21 protein-coding genes are annotated in these 23,661 nt (G+C 59.4%); 8 read left to right on the forward strand and 13 right to left on the reverse strand.

Annotated elements, in window-relative coordinates; all coding sequences use genetic code 11:
• Positions 1-349: 349 nt before the first annotated feature.
• Positions 350-1,963, reverse strand: coding sequence for a methyl-accepting chemotaxis protein (locus D8V06_RS18820; protein WP_130931520.1), 1,614 nt, complete (start codon positions 1,961-1,963; stop codon positions 350-352).
• Between the two features lie 103 nt (positions 1,964-2,066).
• Positions 2,067-2,735, reverse strand: a complete 669-nt coding sequence (locus tag D8V06_RS18825) for a DUF2238 domain-containing protein (protein WP_130931521.1) — start codon at positions 2,733-2,735, stop codon at positions 2,067-2,069.
• Positions 2,736-2,910: 175 nt separating this feature from the next.
• On the opposite strand from D8V06_RS18825, the gene D8V06_RS18830 reads away from it, so the two are divergent.
• Positions 2,911-3,342 (forward strand): nuclear transport factor 2 family protein, encoded by a 432-nt coding sequence (locus D8V06_RS18830; RefSeq protein WP_056853365.1) that lies wholly within the window; start codon positions 2,911-2,913, stop codon positions 3,340-3,342.
• Between the two features lie 87 nt (positions 3,343-3,429).
• Here D8V06_RS18830 and D8V06_RS18835 read toward each other — a convergent pair whose 3' ends face one another.
• The 4 genes from D8V06_RS18835 to D8V06_RS18850 form a co-directional block, all read right to left on the reverse strand.
• Positions 3,430-3,870, reverse strand: a complete 441-nt coding sequence (locus D8V06_RS18835) for a CBS domain-containing protein (RefSeq protein ID WP_056853364.1) — start codon at positions 3,868-3,870, stop codon at positions 3,430-3,432.
• 31 nt (positions 3,871-3,901) lie between these two features.
• Positions 3,902-4,279, reverse strand: a complete 378-nt coding sequence (gene nirD / locus D8V06_RS18840; RefSeq protein ID WP_130931522.1) for a nitrite reductase small subunit NirD — start codon at positions 4,277-4,279, stop codon at positions 3,902-3,904.
• A complete protein-coding gene (gene nirB / locus D8V06_RS18845; protein ID WP_130931523.1) occupies positions 4,279-6,840 on the reverse strand; it encodes a nitrite reductase large subunit NirB in 2,562 nt (853 codons plus the stop codon). The genes nirD and nirB overlap by 1 nt, the downstream gene beginning before the upstream one ends.
• A gap of 523 nt (positions 6,841-7,363) precedes the next feature.
• Positions 7,364-7,564 carry a CstA-like transporter-associated (seleno)protein gene (locus tag D8V06_RS18850; RefSeq protein ID WP_056853361.1) on the reverse strand — a complete coding sequence of 67 codons (201 nt, stop codon included), beginning with the start codon at positions 7,562-7,564 and terminating at the stop codon, positions 7,364-7,366.
• A gap of 243 nt (positions 7,565-7,807) precedes the next feature.
• On the opposite strand from D8V06_RS18850, the gene D8V06_RS18855 reads away from it, so the two are divergent.
• Genes D8V06_RS18855 through msrA form a run of 3 tightly spaced genes read left to right on the forward strand, consistent with a single transcriptional unit; the run spans position 7,808 to position 9,474 of the window.
• Complete coding sequence (locus tag D8V06_RS18855) at positions 7,808-8,413, forward strand: SCO family protein (RefSeq protein ID WP_056853360.1); 606 nt, start codon at positions 7,808-7,810, stop codon at positions 8,411-8,413.
• Positions 8,413-8,916, forward strand: coding sequence for a copper chaperone PCu(A)C (locus D8V06_RS18860; RefSeq protein WP_130931524.1), 504 nt, complete (start codon positions 8,413-8,415; stop codon positions 8,914-8,916). The genes D8V06_RS18855 and D8V06_RS18860 overlap by 1 nt, the downstream gene beginning before the upstream one ends.
• A gap of 51 nt (positions 8,917-8,967) precedes the next feature.
• Complete coding sequence (msrA, locus tag D8V06_RS18865) at positions 8,968-9,474, forward strand: peptide-methionine (S)-S-oxide reductase MsrA (RefSeq protein WP_130931525.1); 507 nt, start codon at positions 8,968-8,970, stop codon at positions 9,472-9,474.
• A 149-nt stretch (positions 9,475-9,623) separates the two neighbouring features.
• Here the strand turns inward: msrA and D8V06_RS18870 are convergent, their stop codons facing one another.
• Positions 9,624-10,166 (reverse strand): hypothetical protein, encoded by a 543-nt coding sequence (locus tag D8V06_RS18870; protein WP_130931533.1) that lies wholly within the window; start codon positions 10,164-10,166, stop codon positions 9,624-9,626.
• Positions 10,167-10,364: 198 nt separating this feature from the next.
• On the opposite strand from D8V06_RS18870, the gene D8V06_RS30410 reads away from it, so the two are divergent.
• Positions 10,365-10,949: a hypothetical protein gene (locus D8V06_RS30410; RefSeq protein ID WP_177434451.1), complete on the forward strand. Its 585-nt coding sequence runs from the start codon at positions 10,365-10,367 to the stop codon at positions 10,947-10,949.
• Positions 10,950-10,988: 39 nt separating this feature from the next.
• Here the strand turns inward: D8V06_RS30410 and D8V06_RS18880 are convergent, their stop codons facing one another.
• Entirely contained in the window at positions 10,989-11,930 is a 942-nt protein-coding gene (locus D8V06_RS18880; RefSeq protein WP_056853355.1) for a LysR family transcriptional regulator, read from the reverse strand.
• Between the two features lie 121 nt (positions 11,931-12,051).
• On the opposite strand from D8V06_RS18880, the gene D8V06_RS18885 reads away from it, so the two are divergent.
• A complete protein-coding gene (locus D8V06_RS18885; protein ID WP_130906616.1) occupies positions 12,052-12,468 on the forward strand; it encodes a RidA family protein in 417 nt (138 codons plus the stop codon).
• A 19-nt stretch (positions 12,469-12,487) separates the two neighbouring features.
• Here the strand turns inward: D8V06_RS18885 and D8V06_RS18890 are convergent, their stop codons facing one another.
• From D8V06_RS18890 to D8V06_RS18915, 5 genes are all read right to left on the reverse strand, one after another.
• Positions 12,488-13,360, reverse strand: coding sequence for a mechanosensitive ion channel family protein (locus D8V06_RS18890; RefSeq protein WP_056853353.1), 873 nt, complete (start codon positions 13,358-13,360; stop codon positions 12,488-12,490).
• Between the two features lie 172 nt (positions 13,361-13,532).
• A complete protein-coding gene (locus D8V06_RS18895; protein WP_056853352.1) occupies positions 13,533-15,530 on the reverse strand; it encodes a U32 family peptidase in 1,998 nt (665 codons plus the stop codon).
• Positions 15,531-15,800: 270 nt separating this feature from the next.
• Positions 15,801-16,181: a RidA family protein gene (locus tag D8V06_RS18905; protein ID WP_056853351.1), complete on the reverse strand. Its 381-nt coding sequence runs from the start codon at positions 16,179-16,181 to the stop codon at positions 15,801-15,803.
• A gap of 100 nt (positions 16,182-16,281) precedes the next feature.
• A complete protein-coding gene (locus tag D8V06_RS18910) occupies positions 16,282-17,280 on the reverse strand; it encodes a bile acid:sodium symporter family protein (protein ID WP_130904660.1) in 999 nt (332 codons plus the stop codon).
• Positions 17,281-17,425: 145 nt separating this feature from the next.
• Positions 17,426-18,286, reverse strand: coding sequence for a hypothetical protein (locus D8V06_RS18915; RefSeq protein WP_130931527.1), 861 nt, complete (start codon positions 18,284-18,286; stop codon positions 17,426-17,428).
• Positions 18,287-18,679: 393 nt separating this feature from the next.
• Between D8V06_RS18915 and D8V06_RS18920 the strand changes: the two genes are divergently transcribed.
• Together D8V06_RS18920 and D8V06_RS18925 are read left to right on the forward strand one after the other, a co-directional pair.
• Positions 18,680-19,162 carry a hypothetical protein gene (locus tag D8V06_RS18920; RefSeq protein ID WP_056853348.1) on the forward strand — a complete coding sequence of 161 codons (483 nt, stop codon included), beginning with the start codon at positions 18,680-18,682 and terminating at the stop codon, positions 19,160-19,162.
• Positions 19,163-19,445: 283 nt separating this feature from the next.
• Positions 19,446-23,549 (forward strand): bifunctional nitrate reductase/sulfite reductase flavoprotein subunit alpha, encoded by a 4,104-nt coding sequence (locus D8V06_RS18925; protein WP_130931528.1) that lies wholly within the window; start codon positions 19,446-19,448, stop codon positions 23,547-23,549.
• The last annotated feature ends 112 nt before the right edge of the window (positions 23,550-23,661 follow it).

A 23,661-nucleotide genomic window follows, 5' to 3' on the forward strand; every position in this document is an offset into this window, starting at 1 on the left:
GCAGTGCCGGCTTCAAGCCTGTGTTTATGTCGTTTTTGTAATGGCCTGATCTCGATCAGTGCCGCATGCGATTTTGTTTTTTTAAATTCGCAGAGACATATTCACAGCATGATGATCGCTTTGCAATGTTTTTTTAACTTGCAAAAAACATTGCATGTCATTTTTAGGGCACACCGAATCTCCCCGCATTGGCACACCAATAGATTGGGAGGCAGGGGAGCGTATCCGCGAGCAAGCACGCGTCTACGGATAATCTTCAGCGAACACAAAACTTGTGATCGCCCTAAATCCGGTATGGGAGCGAGTTTGCTCGCGATGAGGACTTATCAGGCAACGGATGATTTGAATGTCAAAGCCGAAACCGATCCACCGACTGCGACAATTGCCCGGCCAGGTTCGATAACTCGTCCGTCGTCGTAGCCGTTTGCCCGATTACTTTGCTGTTGCCTTCGGACATGCCGGCGATCATCTCGACCTGATGGGCGATTTCGTTGCTGGCCAGGCTCTGCTCGCCGATGGTGCGGCTGATATCGTTGACCAGTTGCGTGGTGTTGAGCGTAGCTTCGAGGATCTCGCGGATGGCGCGTTCGACGTCGGCAGTCACGGCCATGCCTTTGTCGACCTGGGCCACGCCCTCCTCCATGCTGATCACCGCTTCGCGGGTGCTTTGCTGGATGCGCGAGACCATGGCGGCGATTTCCTGGGTCGAGGCGCTGGTACGCCCGGCCAGGCTGCGCACTTCGTCGGCGACTACCGCGAAACCACGGCCCTGTTCGCCGGCACGGGCAGCCTCGATGGCGGCGTTGAGTGCCAGCAGGTTGGTTTGATCGGCGATGCCCTTGATGACCTGGATAATGCTGAAAATCCCTTCGGATTCCTTGTCCAGCGTGCGAATCACCTGCGCTGACTGCTGCGCCGAGCGGGCGATGCCGTCCATGTCGTTGACCACCTGATGGATCACCCGCCCACCATCCTTGGCCAAGGCTTCAGCCTGATTGGCCATATCCAGCGCGCGCTCGGCGTGCCGGGTGATTTCTTCGATGCTTGCCGTCATTTCACTGGCCGCCGCGGCCATGGTACTGGCGGCGGCGCTTTGCTGCTGGCTGCTGCCGGCGACTTCGTGGCAACCGCTGCTCAGTTGCTCGCTCATGCCGCTGACACCATGGGCATTGCTGCGCACCACTTCGATCATGCCGCGTAAATCGCGCTGCATGGTGGCGAGGCTGCGAATCAGCGTGCTGGCTTCGTCCTTGCGGGTCGGCTCGACGATGGTTTCGCTGAGGTTGCCGTGAGCGATGCGCTCGGCAATGCGGCTGGCCGTCTGCAAAGGCGCCATGATGCTGAGAATCACCCAGCGGCCCTGCGCCAACAGCAGCAACAGGCTGGCAACCAGAACGCAGGCAAGTGCGAAGTTAGCGTTGCTGATGGCTTGCGCTGTGCCTTGGCTGGTCTGATGCGTGTTGCTCTCGATCAACTCGCTGAGCGCCGCCATCTGGTCTTCCAGTTGGCCGAAAGCCTGGTTGAACGTGCCCAGTTGCGCTTGCGCGGCTTGCGGATTCTCCAGCGCCAGCGCGACGATGCGTTCGGCGGTGCCGATGTAGGTGTCCAGGCTCGGCTTGATTTGGTTCAACGCGGTTTTCAAGGTGTCGTTGACCGGCAGCTTGAAATTTTCGCCCAATACTTCGCGAAAACGCGTGGAGTGCTCCTCGATGGAACTCCGTACCTCGGCCTGGCTGCTGGTGCTTTTGCCCAATCCCACCAACATCGCCGACAGCACATCGGCGCGCAAGGCGTCGTGCATCATGTCGGCTTCAAGGTGGTTACGCAGTGCAGTCATGCCGACGTCGTTGTCCTTCACCGCTTGCGCCATTTGGCCATTGCCCAGGTAACTGACCAGCCCCATGATCAAGGCAGTGATCACGCCTGTGCCGATCAGCAACAGTAAACGCAGTTTAATGGACACTCTGTGGTTCCTCTTCGTACGTTTATCGGGTGGCTTGCGCCAGCACAATTTGCATTGCTGAAGAGGTTATCGACTGCACCAAACGGGAATTGAAGGGCTGACTTCACTGATTGCAGTTTTTGCGACACGCGGTAGGCAACGCGGGTTGGAACAGGCTGCTGCGCAGCGAAACCAGCGACAGGCTGATGAAGGCCCCAAGAATGGCGAGCGCCATGTCCTTTTGCGAATCCCACGGATCGTTTTGTGCACCAACGAAGGCTTTGGCAGTGTCGTCGCCGAGGTAAGCGCCGCCCACCCACTCCACCAGTTCATAAACCGCCGAGGTGGAAAGCATGATGTTCACGGTGACAAAAAACAGCCAGAACCCACGCAGTGGCGTCAGCCGCGCCAGCACTTCACGAATGGGAAAGACCATCAACAGGCCGTAACTCAGATGCACCAGTCGATCGAAATGGTTGCGGTGCCAGCCAAAGGTTTTATCGAAACTGAACCCGGTAAGGGCGGAACACCATCGGTCGTAAGGCACCATGGAATAGGTGTAGTGCGAACCCAACTCGTGAATACACAGGAATACGAATACCAGGGTGATGGACGTCGCAGACAAACGAAACCGCCGATAAACCGCCAGCAATGTACCCACCAACAACAGCACCAACAGATTTTCCAACGCCCAATCGATCCGGCTGCGCGGGGCAAAACCGGAAACCGCGACGATGACCAGCAATGTCACCAGCAACGTCAGTTCGTATCGCGGATGATCTTTGGGCTGCATGGCATTGATTCCTCGAAATCCGACACTTGAAATAAAAAACCGTGACGAACGTTTAACTTCGAGAAAAACCTGCGGCGCAAGTTCGCTTTTTTCCGCAAGCGCATGCTAGGTTGTACGATGACTGACAAATCTATTTTCAAGCTCAGTCACCCTAAACAACAACAAGGAAACCTTCATGAAAAAAACCACATTGCTGATCGGATTTTTCTGCCTGTTCAGCGGCTACGTTGCAGCCGCTCCTGCTGCCGCGGACAAGGAAGTAGCACAAGCCGTCGATCACCTGACCCAGGCCATGTTGCACAAGGACATCGCCGAACTGCAGGCATTGACCGCCGAGAACCTGACTTATGGTCATTCCAGCGGCAAGATCCAGGACAAGAAAGCTTTCATCGCCGACATCGAAACCGGCAAAAGTGCCTTCAAGACCCTTGAGATGCAGAACCAGACCATCACCTTGTCCGGCGATGTTGCATTGGTTCGCCACCACTTCTCGGCCCAGGCCCTCAAGGGCACCGAGGTGGTCCCGACTGAAATCGAGAACTTCCAGATCTGGCAAAAACAGCACGGGAAATGGCTGTTGGTAGGACGGCAGGCGTTCAAATTCTGATGCTTGGATAATCCCGCAAAAAAAGGGGACGAATCGGCGGCTACCCTCCGATCCCTCCCCTTTTGCGTGGCTGATGAAAAGCGTGTCTCAGTGCCCGCGGATGTAATGTTCAAACTGACGAATCAGGTCGGCCTGCTCGACAATGGCTTGCTTGACCAGATCGCCGATCGACAGCAAACCGATCAGCTCGCCATTCTCAACAACCGGTAGATGCCGCAAATGGCTGTCAGTCATGACCGCCATGCAATGCTCGATGCTTTGTTGGCTATCAGCGGTAACCACCGGAGAACTCATGATGGCCCTGACCGGGGTGCCGACTGATGAACGCCCCAGCAGCACCACCTTGCGCGCGTAGTCACGCTCGCTGATCACACCAACGACTTCGCCCTTTTCGATCACCGGCAACGCGCCCACGTTCTTCTCGGCCATTTTCTTCACGGCCTCGAGCACCATGGCATCCGGTGCGATGCTGTGCACCTGCTGGTTTTCCACGACTTTGAGCTTGAGCAACTGTGCGGCTGTCTTCATGTGCGTCTCCTGATGCGAATCGCGTACAACGTCAGGCCAGCCCGACTTCCACCCGCCCTTCCTTCAACCGCACCGGCCAGACCCGCAAACGCTGTTGTGGATACTCCAGGCAGCTGCCGTCTTCCAGGCGAAAATGCTGTTTGTAGATCGGCGACGCCACCACCAGATCCCCCTTGATACTGCCGATCAGGCCGCGGCCAATCACGTTGGCCCCGGATTGCGGGTCATGGTTGTCGATGGCGTAGAGTTTTTTGCCCTCCGCGCCCGGCAGGTAAAACAGCGCCACTTGCGCACCGTCGAGCCACACCACGACACCGGAATCGCTCACCAGATCCTGCTGGCTGCACACCGATTGCCAGGCATCGATATTCTCTACACGTGCAGCGCGCTGAGTATTAAACAGGCTCATCAGACAGTCTCCTCGGTGACAGGGATCAGGTTGAGTTCGGCGGCCATGATCGGCCGGCGTTGGCCGCGCTCCTGGACAAAGTGAATGTCCGGGTCCGGGCGTTTGTCGTTGACGAAGGTGCGGAAACGCTTGAGTTTTTCCGGATCCTTGAGGGCGTTGGCCCACTCGCATTCATAGCGATTGACCACCAATTGCATCTGCGACTCGAGTTCGGCGCCCAGGCCAAGGCTGTCGTGGATGATCACGTCCTTGAGGTAATCCAGGCCGCCTTCCAGGCTTTCGCGCCAGACCGACGTGCGCTGCAATTTGTCGGCGGTGCGGATGTAGAACATCAGGAAGCGATCGATGTAACGGATCAGCGTCGCGTCATCCAGATCGGTGGCGAACAGTTCGGCGTGCCGTGGACGCATGCCACCGTTGCCGGCGATGTAGAGGTTCCAGCCTTTCTCGGTAGCGATCACCCCCACGTCCTTGCTTTGGGCCTCTGCGCATTCACGGGTGCAACCGGACACCGCGAACTTGAGCTTGTGCGGCGAACGCAGGCCTTTGTAGCGGTCTTCGATGGTCAGCGCCATTTGCACGCTGTCTTGCACGCCATAGCGACACCAGGTGCTGCCGACGCAGGACTTCACTGTGCGGGTCGATTTGCCGTAGGCGTGGCCGGTTTCGAAACCGGCTTCGATCAGCTCCGCCCAGATGTCCGGCAATTCATGCAACTGCGCGCCGAACAGGTCGATGCGCTGGCCGCCGGTGATCTTGGTGTAGAGGTCGTATTTCTTCGCCACCACGCCGATGGCAATCAGTTTGTCGGCCGTGATCTCGCCCCCGGGAATGCGCGGTACCACTGAGTAGGTGCCGTTTTTCTGCATGTTGGCCATGAACGTATCGTTGGTGTCCTGCAACGGCACCAGCGACGGATCCATGATTGGCTGGTTCCAGCACGACGCCAGGATCGAGCCCACCGCCGGTTTACACACGTCGCAACCGGTGTGGCCACGGCCATGCTTGGCCAACAGTTCTTCGAAGGTGATCACCCCTTCCACCCGCACCAGTGCATACAACTCCTGTCGGGTGTAGGCGAAATGTTCGCACAGGCTCTTGTCGACGCTGACGCCTCGGGCAATCAGCTCATGTTCGAAGACTTGCTTGAGCAACCCGGCGCAACCACCGCAACCAGTGCAGGCCTTGGTCTGCGACTTGAGCAGGCCGAGGTCGGTGCAGCCGCCGTCGATGGCCGAGCAGATGGCGCCCTTGGTCACGTTGTGGCAGGAACAGATGGTGGCAGCTTGCGGCAAGGCGCCCGGGCCGAGGGTCGGCGCACCTTCGGACGACGGCAGGATCAGCGCGGCCGGCTCCGACGGCAAGGCAATCGCGTTCTGCATGTATTGCAACAGCGTGTCGTAATAGCTGTTGTCGCCGATCAACACTGCGCCGAGTACCCGTTTGCCGCTGGCATCGACCACCAGGCGCCGATAGCTGGCGGTGGTTTCGTCGATGAACTGGTAACTACGGGCGCCCGGGGTATTGGCATGGGCGTCACCGATGGAGCCGACATCGACGCCCAGCAGTTTGAGCTTGGTCGACATGTCGGCGCCCTGGAACGGTTCGGCGACGTCGTCGCACAACCGCGCCGCGACACTGCGAGCCATCTGGTAGCCGGGAGCGACCAGACCGAACAGGCTGCCGTTCCACGATGCGCATTCGCCGATGGCGTAAATGTTCGGATCGCAGCTCAGGCACGTGTCGTCGATCACTACGCCGCCGCGCGGGCCGATCTCCAGCGCGCACTGGCGAGCCAGGGCATCTTGCGCCCGAATACCAGCGGAAAATACGATCAGGTCGGTTTCAAGGAATTCGTCATTGGCAAAATTCATCCGATAGCGGTACTGCTCGCCAGCACTGATCGATTGCGTGGCGCGGGACAGGTGAACACCGACGCCCAATCGTTCGATCTGCGCCTTGAGCGCCAGCCCACCCAAATCGTCCAGTTGCACCGGCATCAGGCGCGGTGCGAACTCCACGACGTGTGCTTCCAGCCCCAGGCTTTTCAGGGCATTGGCCGCTTCCAGGCCGAGCAAACCACCGCCGACCACTACACCGCGCCTGGCGTTGGCTGCAGCAGCGCGAATGGCATCAAGGTCTTCAAGGGTGCGGTAGACCAGCCGCGAATCGCCTTCGGCGCCTTCGATCGGCGGTACGAATGGGTAGGAACCGGTGGCCAGGACCAGTTTGTCGTAGGCAACAGAGCCTTGGGCGGTGATCACCTGGCGACGGGCACGGTCGATTTCCAGCACCGGCACTCCCAGGTGCAGGGTCACGCCCGGTGTCTGGTACAACGCCGCGTCACTCAGTGCCAGCGACTCGGCATCGCGACCGGAAAAGTATTCGGACAGATGCACACGGTCGTAGGCGCGCATCGGCTCTTCGCTGAATACGTGCAAGCGATAATGTTCAAGGGCACCGCGCTCGATCAACTGCTCGACACAGTGATGTCCGACCATGCCATTGCCGATGACGATCAGCGTTTGCTGCTTGTTCAAAGTGGCCACATTGGAATTCATAAACGACACCTGCCCAAAGCCCATCACGGTGAAAAAAAGCAAAAAAAAACGCCTGAAACCTTGCGGTTCCAGGCGTCTTTGCCTGTTCTTTTGCGGTGTTGAAACCAGACGGCCATGCCTGATCCACCGATATTGCCCACGACCTGTGCGGTTGATCGATCGTCGTTGACCGAGTGGGCGGTCCATCTTTTCCAGATGGCGCTGATGGGGTGGATGCAGTGTTTGTGCCAAGCGCGCACAGAAACTGGAAACAGACCTGCAGAGCCGTGTCCGCAACGCTTCTGGCGAAGTGAGCAGGATTGTCAGAGGTTGATGTTACAGGGGGGAATGGTTCAGGAAACCGCTTCGCACTGGTGCAAATTGCCGGACATCGCGCTTTAAAAGTGCGCAAATCCCTGTAGGAGCCGAGCTTGCTCGCGATAGCGGTGCATCAGTCAGCCTTGATGTCACAGACATACCGCAATCGCGAGCAAGCTCAGCTCCTACAGGGGTTCTGGATGACCTTGTGGACGGGATCTTTGTCTCAGCAACACCGCGTATTACATTTCCCACGGCCAAACCGCGCTTCCTGACGCTCGCGGAAAAACGCCTCATAGCTCATCACCGGCTCGCCCGGCTGGTTGATCGCCATTTGCGCGACGTAATTGTCGTAGTCGGGCATGCCCACCATCAAACGTCCGCTCTGGCTCAGGAAACGCGCGGCTTGCTGCAGTTTACGAAACATGGCGATGCTCTCTTTGAGGTATTGGACGACCCTATCAAACCTGATGTTTGTATCTGCAATGTGTCGACAGCCGAGCGCTTTGTATTCTCTTGTATTTGACGGGCCCGCGACCTTTTGGCGCATGACCGGCCGGCCATCGATTGAGCGCCAACGGGCAACAGTTTGTTAACATCCCTGCGCTTTTTCTCGTCTGATTGATCAGCCACTGTAGATATCCAGTCGCTACACAGGATGCTTTTTTCCATGAGTACGTTGTATTCCCGTCGCACGGTCCTGCAAGGCATGAGCCTGCTGAGCCTCGGCCTGCTCGCCGGCTGCGATGACAGCAGCAAGCTGTCGTTCAAGTACGGCAAGGACCTGAGCGACAAGATCATGGGGCGTTCCTTCAAGCTCAAGGACACCCAGGGCGAAACCCGGATGCTCGGCAGCTATCAGGGCCTGATGCCGATGATCTTCTTCGGTTTCACCCAGTGCCCGGCGGTTTGCCCGACCACCCTGGCCCGCGCCGCCCAGGCGAAAAAACTGATGGGCCGCGATGGCGAGCGCCTGCAAGTGATCTTCATCACCCTGGACCCGGAGCGCGATACCCCAGAATTGCTCGACCAATACGTCAAAGCCTTCGACCCGAGTTTCGAGGCGTTGTACGGCACGCTGGAAGAAACCGCGGCCACCGCCAAGGAGTTCGGCGTATTCTTCGAGAAGGTCCCGAGCGGCGACACCTATACCCTGTCCCACACCGCCACCAGTTTCGTGTTCGACTCCCGGGGCAACCTGCGCCTTGGCCTGTCCGCGTCCCTTACCGCTCAAGAGTGCGCAGAAGACCTGCTCACCGTCATGGAGGTTTGCTGATGATTTCGTTCTGCGCGCCACGCATCAAACAACTGGCCCTGGGCCTTTCCCTGCTCGGCATGGCGTGGCAGGTGTCCGCGCAAACCGAGGTCAACGACGCCTGGGTCCGGGCAACGGTGGCCGGTCAGCCTTCGAGCGGCGCCTTCATGACCCTCAAGGCAGACACCGACAGCAAATTGTTGAGCGTGCAGTCGCCGGTGGCGAAGCTGGTGCAGATTCACCAGTCCAGCATGAAGGACGATGTGATGAGCATGCAGCAGGTCGACTCGGTTGCCCTGCCCGCCGGCAAGGCCGTGAGCTTTGACCCCCATGGCTATCACATCATGCTCATGAACCTGACGGCGCAGATCAAGGAGGGCGACAGCGTTCCCCTGACCCTGACCGTGGAAAACGCCAAGGGCGAGAAAGAAACGATCAAGGTCGATGCCCCGGCTCGTGCGCTTGGCACGATGGGTCATGGCAACATGGATCACAGCAAGATGGATCACAGCAAGATGCAATGAGGGTCTGACGGCCTCCCCCACGAGGCCGTTATCTGATGGGAGGTGCATACCATGACGACGAACACCGAAACCGCCATTCTTGCCGGCGGCTGCTTCTGGGGCATGCAGGATCTGCTGCGACGCCAACCGGGCGTGATCACCACGCGGGTCGGCTACTCGGGCGGCGATGTGCCCAATGCAACTTACCGCAACCATGGCACTCACGCCGAAGCGATCGAAATCGTCTTCGACCCGACGCAGATCAGCTATCGACAGATCCTCGAGTTTTTCTTCCAGATCCACGATCCGAGCACCAAAAACCGCCAGGGCAACGATCTGGGCACCAGCTATCGCTCGGCGATTTACTACAAAAGCGAAGAGCAGAAACGCGTCGCGTTGGACACCGTTGCCGATGTGGACGCTTCGGGGCTCTGGCCCGGCAAGGTGGTCACCGAAATCGAGCCCGCTGGCCCCTTCTGGGAGGCAGAACCCGAACACCAGGATTATCTGGAACGGCTTCCTGAAGGTTACACCTGCCATTTCATCCGGCCGAACTGGACACTGCCCAAACGTGGTTGATGCAGCGAACGCATGGCCTGTCGGAGCTGTCGAGCGAAACGAGGCTGCCATCTCTGATTTTGTTTTTTAAAGCAAGATTCAAAGATCCAGCCTTCGGCAGCTCCCGCGTCAGACGCAATACCTCGACGAAATGCAGTGGGTGATCAAATTCAGCACAGGTAGCTGCGTTGCACCCAGATCCTGCGGTCAATCGCCTCTCGCAATCGATTCTGATGCTCAGCCCATACTTTTGGGTCAACCGTGGTGGTCGAGCGCATCAACTCGAGCATGGCCGCCTGAGCGGCTTGATACTCAGCCCGAGCATCATCGAATCTGATTTTGCGTCTCTGACTTTCAGTCAGTTCCATCCGCCGCAATGCCAGGATCGATTCGTCGGCGATCACCGTGCTCAACGTCAACTGCGGCCGATGGGGCGCCGTGAAAGGTTGCATGTCCAGAATAACTTCCCGAGCCCAGGACGCCCCCCACTTCAATGCTGAAGCCAGCGGTTCGCGGAAACCGCGATCCTGAAAGTCTTCAAACATCACGCCACCACGATTGTCGTAGATGCCGATGAAGACCTGCGTCATTCCTTCTTGCGTAATGCGTGAATGCACTTCGATCTGCCGACCGTCGTTCAGCGCATCTTCATAAATTTTGACCGGTAACCGATTGTTGAGCCATAACCAGAACTTTGCGCCTCTGTGTCGCATCCCCAACCCTCCCCGGTATGGTTTTCGAGTAAGGCACAGGATCGAAGGCGGTGCCATGTCACCGGTCGCTCGATAAACGGAAGCATTGTCTTTCACACGTTCTGCCATCACATCGTCATTCGCGATCTAGACTCCATCTGTGAGGGTCAAAACCTCGCCGACTCCTGCAGAAGCCGATAAAAACAAGGACACTCAACCTTGAACATTTCTACCATCTGCCTTTTGGGGAACTTGTTTGTCTCGGCCGGGGCTTTTGCCAATGGCGTCATTCCTGTCCTCGAACTGGATTTCACCCGCTCAGCCACTGAAACCCTGAAAAAAAGTGGTATCCACGACGCCTGTATCATCGTCGCTGCCAACCCGAGCGGTTTTACCTATTGCCGGGAAGGTTCGGCAACGCTGTGGCAGTATCAGGCGCTGGACCTGGAGCAACAAGCGTCGTACCTCAAGGGTTCTGCGCTGGCTTCAATCAACAATGGAAGAATAAGCATCGCCGAAATCGACAGTGCCGCCTGCGAAGACGAGCTGCCCAAGCCGCGGATTGACCCGGTTTTCCTGAATGCATCTTCACTTGGCCTGATCGCCCTGTTTATCCTGCTGGGCTTGCGCTACACCTACCGGGCCACCCTGGAAGGCCTCTTTGAGCGTCCCCTGGATTCAGGCATGCACTTGCCACGCTCCAGCGGCGCGCTGCGCACCAACCGATCGACGACGAAAGCGTTGGGCGCGTTCGCCCTCGCGGCGGGCATGGCTTTCATTTACTTCGGCTACATTGCGCTTTGATCCGCAGAGCCCGCGATCGCTGGTGCGGATCTTTTCCGTTCAGGTCACGGATTGCGCCGCAGAACGTCGGTCCGCAATCGGCGCGTGCTGCGCCATCAGCTCAGCGACCCAATCGATGAATACGCGTACCTTGCGGCTGATATGCCGGTTCGGGGGGAACGCCACGTAGAGCGGCATCGGATCGAGCTGCCAATCCTCGAACAGCGCAACCAATTGGCCACTCGCCAGCCAGGGCCTGGACATGTAATCGGGCAACCAGAGGATGCCCATGCCGGCCAGGCCCGCTGCCATGTAAGCGTTGCCATCGTCGACCGCCAACACGTAGCGCCCCTTGATCTCCAGGCTTTCACTTTGATTGCGCATGGCATAGGGCAAAGCCTTGCCGGTTCGCGCCCACAGGAAACCGACGATGCGATGCTCGGAATCTTCCAGATCCTTTGGATGCGATGGCCTGCCGACACGCTCCAGATATCCCGGCGAAGCGAACACCCCCAATTGCAGGTCTCCCACCCTTCGGGCCATCAGCGATTGATCGGTCAACTCGCCTCCGCGCACAACGCAATCGACGTTCTCATCAATCAGATCGACGATGCGATCACTGACGCCCATGTCGACCTGGATATCCGGATAACGGGCATGAAATTCCGGCAATGCCGGGACCAGGATCAGACTGGCCAATGGGCTGGGCACATCCACCCGAAGCCTGCCCCTGGGCACCGTCGAGGCACTCGACAGGCTGGTTTCGGCATCGTCCAGATCGGCCAGCAGTCGCACTACGCGCTCGTAATAGACGGCACCATCGGCGGTGACGTTGACCTTGCGTGTCGTACGGTTGAGCAATTTGACCCGCAAGCGCGCCTCCAACTGTTGCACCAGTTGCGTGACGCTGGTCTTGCTCAAGTGCAGCGTCTCGGCGGCTTTGGTGAAGCTGCCCGACTCCACTACCCGGGCGAACGCCTGCATTGCATCGAAACGGTCCATACCTGCCCCGAATTGCTGTTCGATTGTTTGGGATTCGCAAACAGTGATAGTTGCAGTTGCGCGTTTATCGGGCAAGTGCCTGGCCTTAGAGTCTCCCCATCGTTAATCGAAGGAGGTTGTCATGACCCAACGTGATGTCGTTTTCCCACCCGCACGCCAGGCACTTTACGAGCGCAATCGCTACTCGCCGGCGATCCGCTCCAATGGCTTTTTGTTTGTGTCGGGGCAAGTGGGCAGTAACGAGGATGGCTCGCCCAAGGCAGACCTGGAGGAGCAAGTGCGGCAAGCGTTCAACAACCTGAACGGGATTTTGAGTGCGGCCGGTTGCAGCTTCGACGATGTAGTGGACGTCACCGTCTTCATGGTCGATCCCCAATCGACATTCGAGAGGATCTGGAAGGTGGTGCCAGAGTTCTGGGGCCAGGCACCGCATCCGACATTGACCGCCGTCGGCGTCACCTGGCTCTATGGATTCGCGTTCGAAATCAAGGTTATCGCCAGACTTGCAGAAACCGCTGCAAGCCAAGCGGCTCAATGATCACCGGCGCTTGCTGCGATCACTCCTTCGCCAGTGCGCCAGGCAGTGCGGCGCCTTGCTGGAAGATCACGGTTTGCGCCGGCATCGGCGCCGGGAAACCGGCTTCGCCGAGGGCATCCTTGATCACGCGATTGGTGTCGAAATAGACCTGCCAGTAGTGTTCGTTATGGCAGTAAGGACGCACCGCCAACACCGGCCCTACCAGATTGAACTCGATGATTTCCACATCGACCGCAGGCGTCGCGAGCACATTGGGAATCGCCGCGATTTTTTCCTTGAGCAAAGCCGCCGCCGCTTTCCAGTCGCTCGCGCCCGACAGCTGCGCCTGGAGATCGACGCGGCGGAACGGGTTGTGGGTGAAGTTCTGGATGTTGTCGCTGAAGATTTTGTTGTTGCCCACCAGGGTCAGCACGTTGTCCGGGGTGTTGATTGCAGTGGCGAACAGACCGATCTCGGTGACCGTACCGGTGACCCCGCCAGCGCAAATGAAATCGCCGACCTTGAACGGCCGCAAGACAATAATGAATGCACCCGCCGCCAGATTGGCCAGCAACCCCGACCAGGCCATGCCGATGGCCAGGCCGACCGCAGCGAGCAGCGCGGCGAACGTGGTGGTCTGCATGCCGAGGTAACCGAGGATGGCAATCACCAGGATGATGTTCAGCGTCACGGTGATGGCCGACCCGACATATCGCAGCACGGTGGGGTCGACCTTCTGCTTGCCGAGGGCCTTCTGCACCATGCCGACCGCAAAACCGATCAGCCAGCGCCCGACGATCCAGAAGGCGATGGCGGTCAGCATCTTGACCGCAAAGGCGACGCCGTACGCCTGCACCACGGCGATCAGTGCGTTGAACTTCTCGGTGGTTACATTAACGATGGTCTCGTCCATGGCAGAGGCTCGCAAATGAGGGTTGACCTCAAGACGCTAGCACAGCTCGCGAAGCCCGCCAGTCGAGAACAAGCAAAGCGCGACGACCCGATCAACAGATTGCAACCTGCGGCAGTTCCTACAGTGGATTCCTGTAGGCGCTGCCGCAGGCTGCGATCTTTTCAGCTGCTACTCAGTGCGGAGCGCGGGGAATGGTCTTGAGCAGGTCTTCGGGGCTGATGTGGCCGACAACCGGTTGAACGCTGCCCGGCTGTGGCAAGCCAAGGATGTGGCCTTTCATCTTGCCGATGATGTGCATTTCACACGGCTTGCAGTCGAACTTCAGGGTCAGCACTTCATCGCCGTGGATCAGTTGCATCGGCGCGACCTTGGTGCGCACACCAGTCACGCCCTTCGCCTGCTTGGGGCACAGGTTGAAGGAGAACCGCAGGCAGTGCTTGGTGATCATCACCGGCACCTCGCCGGTTTCCTCATGCGCCTCGTACGCCGCGTCGATCAGCTTGACCCCATGGCGGTGATAAAAATCGCGGGCCTTCTGGTTGTAGACGTTGGCCAGGAACGACAGGTGCGACTCCGGGTACACCGGTGGCGGTGTGGTTTCGGCTTTACGGCTGCCACGCGGGTGGGCGGCGATCCGTGCATCGGTCAAGGCTTCAATCACCTCGCGGCGCAAGGCCTTGAGCTGCGAATTCGGGACGAAGTACGCCTGTGGGGCGTCGAGCTTGATGTCGATGGCGTGATACTGAGTGGTCCCCAGCTGGCCGAGCAGATCCTGCAATTGCTCGAGCGCCTGTTCCGGCTTGTTGGCGGCACCGAACGGGCCATTCAAGGTGACGCTGGCGCTGACGCCCTCTTCACTGGTGGCCGTCAGTTCAAGCTGTTCTTCACGCAGACGAGCGACCCAGCGCAAGGCCACACGACGCTCGGCAGAAGTCTTTTGCAGCGCCTGTTGCCAGTTGTGATCGAGGTTGCGATTGAGCGGGTGGTTGGGACGCAGCTTGTACATGCCCTCCGGCATCTCGTTGGGCTCGACGCGATAGCGATAGCGCTTCTCGCCGTCCTCTTCGAACTCGCCTTTGGGCTCGGCGATGTTCGCGCGAAAACCCACCACTTCACGCTTGACCAGCACATTGAGGCCATCGCCGTTGGACAGTGGCTCGTGCGTCACGACCAGCATGTCGCGCTTGGCAACTTTCTCGACAACGCCGACTGGCAAACCGGTGAACGTCGGCGAGTCAAAGGCACCGATGTCGATCTTGCGGTCAGTGACGAAGTAATCAGTGCTGCCACGGTGGAAGGTTTTTTCCGGGTCGGGCAGGAAGAAGTGCGCGGTGCGGCCGCTGGAGGCGCGGGCCAGGTCCGGACGCTCTTCGAGCACGGCGTCGAGGCGCTGGCGGTAATAGGCGGTGATGTTCTTCACATAACCCATGTCCTTGTAGCGGCCTTCGATCTTGAACGATCGCACGCCTGCCTCGACCAGGGCGCGGATGTTGGCGCTCTGGTTGTTGTCCTTCATCGACAACAAGTGTTTTTCGTAAGCGATCACGCCACCCTTTTCATCCTTGAGGGTGTACGGCAATCGACAGGCCTGGGAGCAGTCGCCTCGGTTGGCACTGCGGCCAGTCTGCGCGTGGGAAATGTTGCACTGCCCGGAGAACGCGACGCACAAAGCGCCGTGGATGAAAAATTCGATCGCCGCTTCCGTCTCGTCGGCGATGGCGCGGATTTCCTGCAGGTTCAACTCTCGGGCCAACACCAGTTGCGAGAAGCCAGCCTGGTCAAGGAACTTCGCTCGCGCCAGGGTGCGGATGTCGGTCTGGGTGCTGGCGTGCAGCTCGATCGGCGGGATATCCAGCTCCATCACACCCAGGTCCTGGACGATCAGCGCGTCGACACCGGCATCGTATAACTGGTGGATCAGCTTGCGGGCCGGCTCCAGTTCGTTGTCGTGCAGGATGGTGTTGATGGTGGTGAACACCCGGGCGTGATAACGACGGGCGAATTCCACCAGTTCGGCGATCTCGCTCACTTCATTGCAGGCATTGTGGCGGGCGCCGAAGCTCGGGCCACCGATGTAGATCGCATCGGCGCCATGCAAAATGGCCTCGCGGGCGATGGCTACGTCGCGGGCGGGGCTGAGCAATTCCAGGTGATGTTTGGGCAGGGACATAATATTTTTTTAGTCAGGCTGTCACGGTCGAGGCGCGCATTGTACCGGTGAAACGCCTGACCGGCACCCGTAGGCTGCCCGGTGGCTGCCTCGGGCAGGCCTGGAATGCCTCAAACCCTGTGGAAGCGCTGTAGCTGTGGCGAGGGAGCTTGCTCCCGCTGGGGCGTGAAGCGCCTCTGAAACAAGGACTGCTGCGCAGTCCAGCGGGAGCAAGCTCCCTCGCCACAGGATGCAAATTGTTCGATCAGGTTTGTGTGCGTCCTGCCGGGATCAGGCCTTGGCCGCCATTGCCGTGACTTCCACACGCATGCCTTCGACTGCCAGTGAAGCAACGCCTACGGCGGCGCGCACCGGCCATGGCTTGGCGAAGAAGCGCTTGTACACCTCGTTGAACGCGGCGCGGTCGGCCATGTCGGTGAGGTAAATGGTCAGGTGCAACACGCGGTCCATGGAACTGCCGGCACGCTCCAGCGCAACCTTGAGCGCTTGCAGGGTGCATTCGCTTTGCAGGGTAATGTCACCCAGCTCCAGGCTCCCGTCGGCGCGGGTGGGAATCTGCGTGGAGACCAGCATGCCGCCGAAACCGGCAACGTCGGAGGAAATGGAGTCTGCGTCGGGATCGGGGGTGAAAGTGATGTCTTGGTTGGCCATGGGACTCTCTTGCTTGCGAGGTAAAGGGGCACCGCCGCGATTCAACGCAGCGGCGCCTTTTGCGCAGGCAGTTTACCGCAAGTGAGTTAGCCGGATGCAATCAAGGATCGACCTGTCCCATCAACTCGGGCACCGATTCCGGGCGATTGGCGAAGCGCTGCGCGAGGACCGCGCAGACCATCAATTGAATCTGATGGAACAACATCAATGGCAGGATCAGCACACCGATGGTGCTGCCGGCGAACAGCACCTGCGCCATCGGCACACCGGTGGCCAGGCTTTTCTTCGAGCCGCAGAAGAGGATGGTGATGCGGTCTTCCTGACTGAAGCCGCAGACTTTGCCCAGCACGGTAGAAGCCACCAGCACCAGCCCCAGCAACACACAGCAGGCAACCACCAGTCCGGCCAGATCACGCAACGGGATCTGGTGCCAGATGCCTTCGATCACCGCTTCGCTGAACGCGCCATAGACCACCAGCAAGATCGAACCTTGGTCGATAAATTTCAGCCAACCCTTGTTGCGTGCCACCCAGGCGCCGATCCAGCGGCGGGCGATTTGTCCGGCAACGAACGGCAGCAACAGTTGCACGCTGATTTTCAGGATGGCATCGACTGTCGAACCGCCATCGCCGTGCACGTCCATCAGCAACGTCACCAGCAACGGTGTGAGGAAGATCCCGAACAGACTCGACGCCGCCGCGCTGCAAATCGCCGCAGGGATATTGCCGCGGGCCAACGAGGTAAAGGCAATCGCCGACTGCACCGTGGCAGGCAGCGCACAGAGGTAAAGCATGCCCATGTACAGGTTGTCGCCGATCAACGGCGAGAGGAATGGCTTGAGTGCCAGGCCGAGCAACGGGAACAGCACAAACGTCAGGCCGAACACCAGCAAATGCAGGCGCCAGTGACCGGCGCCGGCGATGATCGATTCCCGCGACAGCTTGGCGCCGTGCAGGAAAAACAGCAGGGCAATGGCAATGTTGGTCAACCAGCCGAAGCCGACCGCGACCTGACCGCTGGCCGGTAGCAAACTGGCGAGAATGACCACACCGACCAGGGTCAGAGTGAAGTTGTCGGGTAAAAAGCGCGGGCGGGTCATCGGGATCATCCGGGTTGGCCAGGAACGTGATCTCGACTCTACCCCTGCGGCGAATTACCGACTAACGCTAATAAGCCAGTACATATCGCCTAAAGGACAAATCAGTCGGTCGAAAAGGCTAACTCGCGAATACCGGACTGATTTTTCACCGAGTGGACTGAACAATCGCTTTGAGCTTGTCCAGCGCGTCACTGGCGTTCTTTTCATCCGAGTCTTTCTTGTCGAACCAGCTGGTGCCGTTCTGCAGAATCTCGGCGAGGATCGGGAAATACAGTTGTTTTTTCTTCGCCAGCTCTACGGGATCGGCCGCCGTCGCTTGATCCAGCGCGGTTTGCAGCGTGTTGCGCTGGGACAGCCATTGCGGTGTGGCCTTCTCTTCGGGGCTCATGTTGTCCATGAAACTCAAGGCAGCCTTGGCTCGTCCGACCGGGTCATTGGCGAAAGGATCCCGCCAGTTCTTCTTCTGATCTTCCGGCCCGACGTAGTAGCCAGTGGCGAGCTGGGCCTGCTGGCGCATCACGTCCTGCGCTGCGGTTTGCTCTTGCTTGGTGAACTTCCCGCCTTCGTTGGTGGCGACCGCATACAACGAGCGCCGGTCAAGGTCGCCCATCAGCGCATTACGGTCGGCCATGCTGTTGTCGTAGGGCTTGCCGCTGCCCGACATCTGCGCATATTTTTCATCCATGCGCTTGCGGGCATCGAGGGCGACGTCGGCGAAGGTTTTGTCCCTGGAGCTGGAAATCGCACCGGGCTGGGCCACACCAAGAATCAACGCATCGGCGTTCATCCCCGCGCGCACCGGAAAGTACCGCGCGTTGCTGGCAATCGCATCGCTGTAATCAGTGGCCGCGCTGGAAAAGCTCACCGCGTCATCATTCTGCGTTTGATCCGGCGCTGCGCTGCTGTCCGCCACTTTGCCCCGGGCACTCGTCGTGCTGGTGTTGGCGGCAGAGGTATAGGCAGCGATCAAGGCGCTGGACGAGGACGAGGACGCAGTGACGTTCATGATTCTTCCCTGTTAGTGAGGCTCAAGTGCGGGCACCTCGGCGGGTGTCATTGTATATCGGCACGTCAGGCCGATCTTTATACCTTGGTGTTAAATCAACACACCGTTGTCTGGTGGTCAGCACCCGGTTTTATCCATAAATTCCTGCCGCCCGAAACCTGCACCATCCCCGGCATGACAATGAGGCGTTTTTTTTCCAGAAAAACGTGTCGCACTTTGTACAGCCGGAACTAAAATCTGAAGTAGCGGATGCGAGTTCATGTGACGCAGAGTCTTGCTGAAGTGGAGGTATACGACAACGGCCAAGGGATTGCATAGTCACGCCTTGCGCTGCAGTTCAATGCGCTCTACGACCATGCCTTTACTGCCTGCTTCGACAACGGACACTCATCCATGGACATAGCTCCACAATTCATCATCCATGAAACGGCACACTGGATACTCAACCATCACATGTCGTCAAAGCTCCCTGGCTATCTGGTGCTGGGGACGCGATACAACACCAGTTCACTGGCTGAACTTCCCGAAGCCGCGTTGATTGAACTCGGCAGCCTGCTCGGCAAAGTGCAGAAGATCCTGCAGACGCAACTGCAACCCAAATGGCTCTATATCAGCCGCTTTGGCCATGACCCGGCATTCCCCATTCATTTCCATTGCATCCCGGTCTATCACTGGGTCGAAGAATTGTTCTGGCAGGATGATCGCTACAGATTACTTAAGAACTTCGGTGCGGGTGCCCACGCTCATACACTGACCGATGGCGCCGAACTGACGCTGTTCATCTGGCGCGAATTTGGCGAGAGCCCGGAACCGCCAAACATCCCGGGCCCGAGCGTCGAGCAAATCATTGACCGTTTGCGCCTGTCATTCCGGTAAGGACTGCGAAGGCCCGCCTTGGGCTGGTGCACCATTAAGTGCATCGCCATATAAAAGTGCACGCAGCACCCATGCCGATTTACCCTTTCCTGCCTTGAACCCCTGATTCGGCGCGGCCCCGGACATTCTGGCGCGCTGTTTGCTAAGTACCTCAAACGCAGTCAACGCTGATTGCACCTATACGACAAAGGCGCCGTGTAGCCCCCGTTTTTTACGGAGGGCCGCATGGCGCCTTTTGCGTTTGCGCACCGCTCAGGTGCCGGTAGAGATTCGAGGGGCGAGGATGGCAAATAAAACCGTGCGCAGTGTGTGTCCCTATTGTGGCGTGGGCTGCGGCATCGTCATGCACGTCGAAGACAACCGAGTGGTCAAAGTCACGGGTGACAAAAGCCATCCGGCCAACTTCGGCCGGCTGTGCACCAAAGGCACGACATGCGGCAAGGCCATTGCCGAATCGGGGCGCATGGAAAATGCCTACCTGCGCCAGGAACGCAGTCGAGATCCGGTGCGTATGGCAATGGATTCGGCCATCACTGAGACGGCGACCCGTCTGCGCACCATTCTGGATAACCACGGTCCCGATGCGCTGTCGTTCTACGTGTCGGGGCAGATGTCGCTTGAAGCCCAGTACCTGATTACCAAACTGGCCAAGGGTTTTGTCCGCACCGCCAATATCGAGTCCAACTCGCGCTTGTGCATGGCCAGCGCCAGCAGCGGCTACAAGCTGTCGCTCGGCGCCGACGGGCCGCCGGGTTCCTATCAGGATTTTGACCGTTCGAATCTGTTTTTCGTGATCGGCGCCAACATGGCCGACTGTCATCCGATCCTGTTCCTGCGCATGATGGATCGGGTCAAGGCCGGCGCCCGACTGATCGTGGTCGATCCACGGCGCAGCGCCACGGCGGACAAGGCCGATCTGTATCTGCAAATCAAACCCGGCACCGACCTGGCCTTGCTCAATGGCCTGCTGCACCTGCTGGTGAAAAACGGCCACACCGACCCGGCCTTCATCGCCACCTTCACCGAAGGCTGGGAGGCGATGCCCGGTTTCCTAGAGGACTATTCGCCGGATGCCGTCGCAGAAATCACCGGCCTGCCCGAAGCGGACATCCGTCAGGCTGCGCAATGGATCGGCGAAGCCGCCGAGTGGATGAGCTGCTGGACCATGGGCCTGAACCAAAGCACCCACGGTACCTGGAACACCAATGCCCTGTGCAACCTGCACCTGGCCACCGGCGCGATCTGCCGCCCGGGCAGTGGGCCGTTTTCCCTGACCGGTCAACCAAATGCCATGGGCGGCCGCGAGATGGGCTACATGGGACCAGGCCTGCCCGGCCAGCGCTCTCTGCTGGTGGAGGCGGATCGCGCATTCATCGAGGATTTGTGGAACATCCCCCACAACAGCCTGCCGCGCGCAGCCGGTGCCGGCACCGTGGCGATGTTCGAACAGATGAGCGCCGGGCAGATCAAGGCCTGCTGGATCATCTGCACTAACCCGGTAGCGTCCGTGCCCAATCGCCAGAAAGTGATCGAAGGCTTGCAGGCCGCTGAACTGGTAATCACCCAGGACGCCTTTCTCGACACCGAGACCAATCGCTACGCCGATATCCTTCTGCCGGGTGCGTTATGGGCCGAGGCGGAGGGCGTGATGATCAACTCCGAACGCAACCTGACGCTGATGCAACAAGCCGTGCAGGCGCCCGGCGAAACCCTGCCCGACTGGCAAATCATTGCCAGGGTGGCGTGCGAAATGGGCTTCGCCGAGGCCTTCAGCTACACCGACGCCAATGAGGTGTTCGAAGAGATCAAACGCGCCTGGAATCCGCAGACCGGTTACGACATGCGTGGCGCCAGTCATGCCCGTCTGCGCGAACAGTCGTTGCAATGGCCGTGTGCCGACGCCAGCGCCGATATACGCAACCCGATCCGCTATGTGAATGACGGCGTAAGCCAGGCACTCAAGCTGGAAGCCGACGGCAGCCGACCCGCCATCGTGTTCCCGAGCGCGAACGGCAAGGGCAAGTTCTTCGCCCGCCCGCACCTGTCACCGGCAGAGATGCCCGATGAAACCTTTCCGTTCGTGCTCAATACCGGTCGCTTGCAGCATCAGTGGCACACCCTCACAAAGACCGGCAAAGTCGACACCCTGAACAAACTCAACCCTGGGCCGTTCATCGAGATTCATCCTGAAGATGCCGCTCGCCTGGGCATCAAGGACAAGGACCCGGTCGAAGTGCGCTCGCTGCGCGGCCGCGCAGTATTGCCGGCGGTGGTGACCGAACGGGTGCGCGAGGGCAATTGCTTCGCGCCTTTCCACTGGAACGATGTGTTTGGCGACAACCTGGCCATCAACGCGGTCACCAGCGATGCCGTCGACCCGATCTCCCTGCAACCGGAATTCAAGTTTTGTGCCGTTGCCCTGCAACGAGTCGAACTGATCAACCATCAATTTCTCGATTCGCCTGCACCGGCCACCGCCCCACTCCCCGCTTGCACACTCTCCGAGGAACTCGTCATGTCGAGCATCGAGACCTTCGCCGATCTCGCGGGCATTCGCAGCCTGCCCTCCCCGTCACTCAGCGATAACGAACGCACCTACCTCGCCGGTTTTGTCAGTGGCCTGCAATCCACCGCGGGCCGCCAGATCGCTGGCGTACCGGTCATGCCGGCCAACGCGCCACTGGCTGCGACTACCCGGCTATGGCTTGACGGTGTGCTGGGTGGGTTGTTCAGTCGCGTCGAACTGGCCGACAGCCCGGCGCCAGCGACCCCGGTTGCGGCAGACCGCACACCCGCGCTGACCCTGTTGTGGGCCTCGCAAACCGGCAATGCCGAGGCACTGGCCGAGCGCTTTGCCAAGCGCCTGCGTGACGACGGGATAGCCGTGGAGCTGAGCCCGATGGCTGACTTTCCAGCCAGCAAACTGACGACTACCGCCAACCTGGCGCTGATCAGCAGCACCTTCGGCGATGGCGACCCACCGGACAATGGCGAAGGTTTCTGGCACACCCTCAATAATGCCCAACTGCGCCTTGAATCCCTGCGTTTTGCGGTTTTGGCTTTGGGTGACCCGAACTACGACCAGTTCTGCCAGCACGGCAAGCAACTCGATCAACGCCTGCAGGAGCTGGGCGCTACCCGCCTGCTCGAGCGGGTCGATTGCGACACTGAGTTCGAAGAGCGTGCCGACAACTGGCTCGCTCAATTGCACAAAGTCCTCAAGCCTGCGCCTTCGGTGATCGACGAGCCGGCCATTATCGTAGCGCCCAGCACGGTCGAGGCACCCTGCAAGACCCGACCGCATGCCTCGCGACTGCTGACCAATCTTCACCTCAACCGCCAGAGCAACAACAAGGAAACCCGCATGTTTTCCCTGGACCTGGCGGACTCTGGCCTCAGCTACGAGGCGGGCGACGCACTGGGGGTCTACCCGCGCAACTGCCCTGAACTGGTCGACGAATTGCTCGAACTGACGGGCATGAGCGCCGACGCCACCGTCACCCTCGACAAGCTCGGTGAGGTGCCGTTGCACCAGGCCCTGACCGAGCATCTGGAAATCGCTCGCCCCAGCCAGGAAACGCTGGCATTGATTGCCGAACGCAGTGCCAATCCCGCACTGAAACAACTGCTGGGCAGCGAGCGCAAGGCTGAGCTCAAAGACTGGCTGTGGGGCCGGCAACTGGCGGACGTGCTGCAAGCCTTTCCGGTCGATTGCTCGGCCAGCGAACTGCTCAGCACCTTCAAGCGCCTGCAACCGCGCCTGTATTCCATCGCGTCCAGCCCCAAGGCGCACCCGCAGGAAGTGCACCTCACCGTCGCCGCCGTGCGCTATGGCAAACGCAAAGGCGTGTCCTCGACGTTTCTTGCCGACCGCGCGCAAAACGGCCATGTGCCGGTTTTCGTCCAGCCGTCCAAGCACTTCCGCACGCCGGTCGATGGGGATGTACCGATGATCATGATCGGCCCCGGCACCGGCGTGGCGCCCTTTCGCGCCTTTCTGCAGGAGCGTCGGGCACGGGGTGATCAGGGCCATAACTGGCTGTTTTTTGGCGAGCAACATGCCGCCAGCGACTTCTACTACCGCGACGAATTGCAGGGCATGCAGCGCGATGGCTTGTTGACCCGATTGAGCCTGGCGTTTTCCCGCGATCAGGCGCAAAAAATCTACGTGCAGGACCGCATTCGCGAACAAGGCGCCGAACTGTGGCGCTGGTTGCAGGAAGGCGCGCAGGTGTACGTCTGCGGCGATGCCAGCCAGATGGCCAAGGACGTCGACCGGGCCTTGCGCCAGGTTGCGCAACAGCATGGCGGACTTGGCGCGGACTGCGCCGCCGATTACTGGCGGCAGATGAGCGAGCAAAAACGCTACCTGCGGGATGTTTATTGACGTTTGATCGCTGGCGTCTGGCGGTCCTTTCAGGTCGCCGGTCGGCCTGATCAAACTAACTGAGTGCAAAGCAGGAGTTCATGCTCACCCTCCGTTTCGGCTACCCTCACAC

Source organism: Pseudomonas sp. Sample_24 (assembly GCF_004307605.1).
GTDB lineage: Bacteria > Pseudomonadota > Gammaproteobacteria > Pseudomonadales > Pseudomonadaceae > Aquipseudomonas.

Bases quoted from the DNA above. Each gene is read 5' to 3' on its own strand.
- D8V06_RS18825 (WP_130931521.1), bottom strand. From the start codon at position 2,735: ATGCAGCCCAAAGATCATCCGCGATACGAACTGACGTTGCTGGTGACA.
- D8V06_RS18830 (WP_056853365.1), top strand. From the start codon at position 2,911: ATGAAAAAAACCACATTGCTGATCGGATTTTTCTGCCTGTTCAGCGGC.
- D8V06_RS18835 (WP_056853364.1), bottom strand. From the start codon at position 3,870: ATGAAGACAGCCGCACAGTTGCTCAAGCTCAAAGTCGTGGAAAACCAG.
- nirD (WP_130931522.1), bottom strand. From the start codon at position 4,279: ATGAGCCTGTTTAATACTCAGCGCGCTGCACGTGTAGAGAATATCGAT.
- nirB (WP_130931523.1), bottom strand. From the start codon at position 6,840: ATGAATTCCAATGTGGCCACTTTGAACAAGCAGCAAACGCTGATCGTC.
- D8V06_RS18850 (WP_056853361.1), bottom strand. From the start codon at position 7,564: ATGTTTCGTAAACTGCAGCAAGCCGCGCGTTTCCTGAGCCAGAGCGGA.
- D8V06_RS18855 (WP_056853360.1), top strand. From the start codon at position 7,808: ATGAGTACGTTGTATTCCCGTCGCACGGTCCTGCAAGGCATGAGCCTG.
- D8V06_RS18860 (WP_130931524.1), top strand. From the start codon at position 8,413: ATGATTTCGTTCTGCGCGCCACGCATCAAACAACTGGCCCTGGGCCTT.
- msrA (WP_130931525.1), top strand. From the start codon at position 8,968: ATGACGACGAACACCGAAACCGCCATTCTTGCCGGCGGCTGCTTCTGG.
- D8V06_RS18870 (WP_130931533.1), bottom strand. From the start codon at position 10,166: ATGCGACACAGAGGCGCAAAGTTCTGGTTATGGCTCAACAATCGGTTA.
- D8V06_RS18880 (WP_056853355.1), bottom strand. From the start codon at position 11,930: ATGGACCGTTTCGATGCAATGCAGGCGTTCGCCCGGGTAGTGGAGTCG.
- D8V06_RS18885 (WP_130906616.1), top strand. From the start codon at position 12,052: ATGACCCAACGTGATGTCGTTTTCCCACCCGCACGCCAGGCACTTTAC.
- D8V06_RS18890 (WP_056853353.1), bottom strand. From the start codon at position 13,360: ATGGACGAGACCATCGTTAATGTAACCACCGAGAAGTTCAACGCACTG.
- D8V06_RS18895 (WP_056853352.1), bottom strand. From the start codon at position 15,530: ATGTCCCTGCCCAAACATCACCTGGAATTGCTCAGCCCCGCCCGCGAC.
- D8V06_RS18905 (WP_056853351.1), bottom strand. From the start codon at position 16,181: ATGGCCAACCAAGACATCACTTTCACCCCCGATCCCGACGCAGACTCC.
- D8V06_RS18910 (WP_130904660.1), bottom strand. From the start codon at position 17,280: ATGACCCGCCCGCGCTTTTTACCCGACAACTTCACTCTGACCCTGGTC.
- D8V06_RS18915 (WP_130931527.1), bottom strand. From the start codon at position 18,286: ATGAACGTCACTGCGTCCTCGTCCTCGTCCAGCGCCTTGATCGCTGCC.
- D8V06_RS18920 (WP_056853348.1), top strand. From the start codon at position 18,680: ATGGACATAGCTCCACAATTCATCATCCATGAAACGGCACACTGGATA.
- D8V06_RS18925 (WP_130931528.1), top strand. From the start codon at position 19,446: ATGGCAAATAAAACCGTGCGCAGTGTGTGTCCCTATTGTGGCGTGGGC.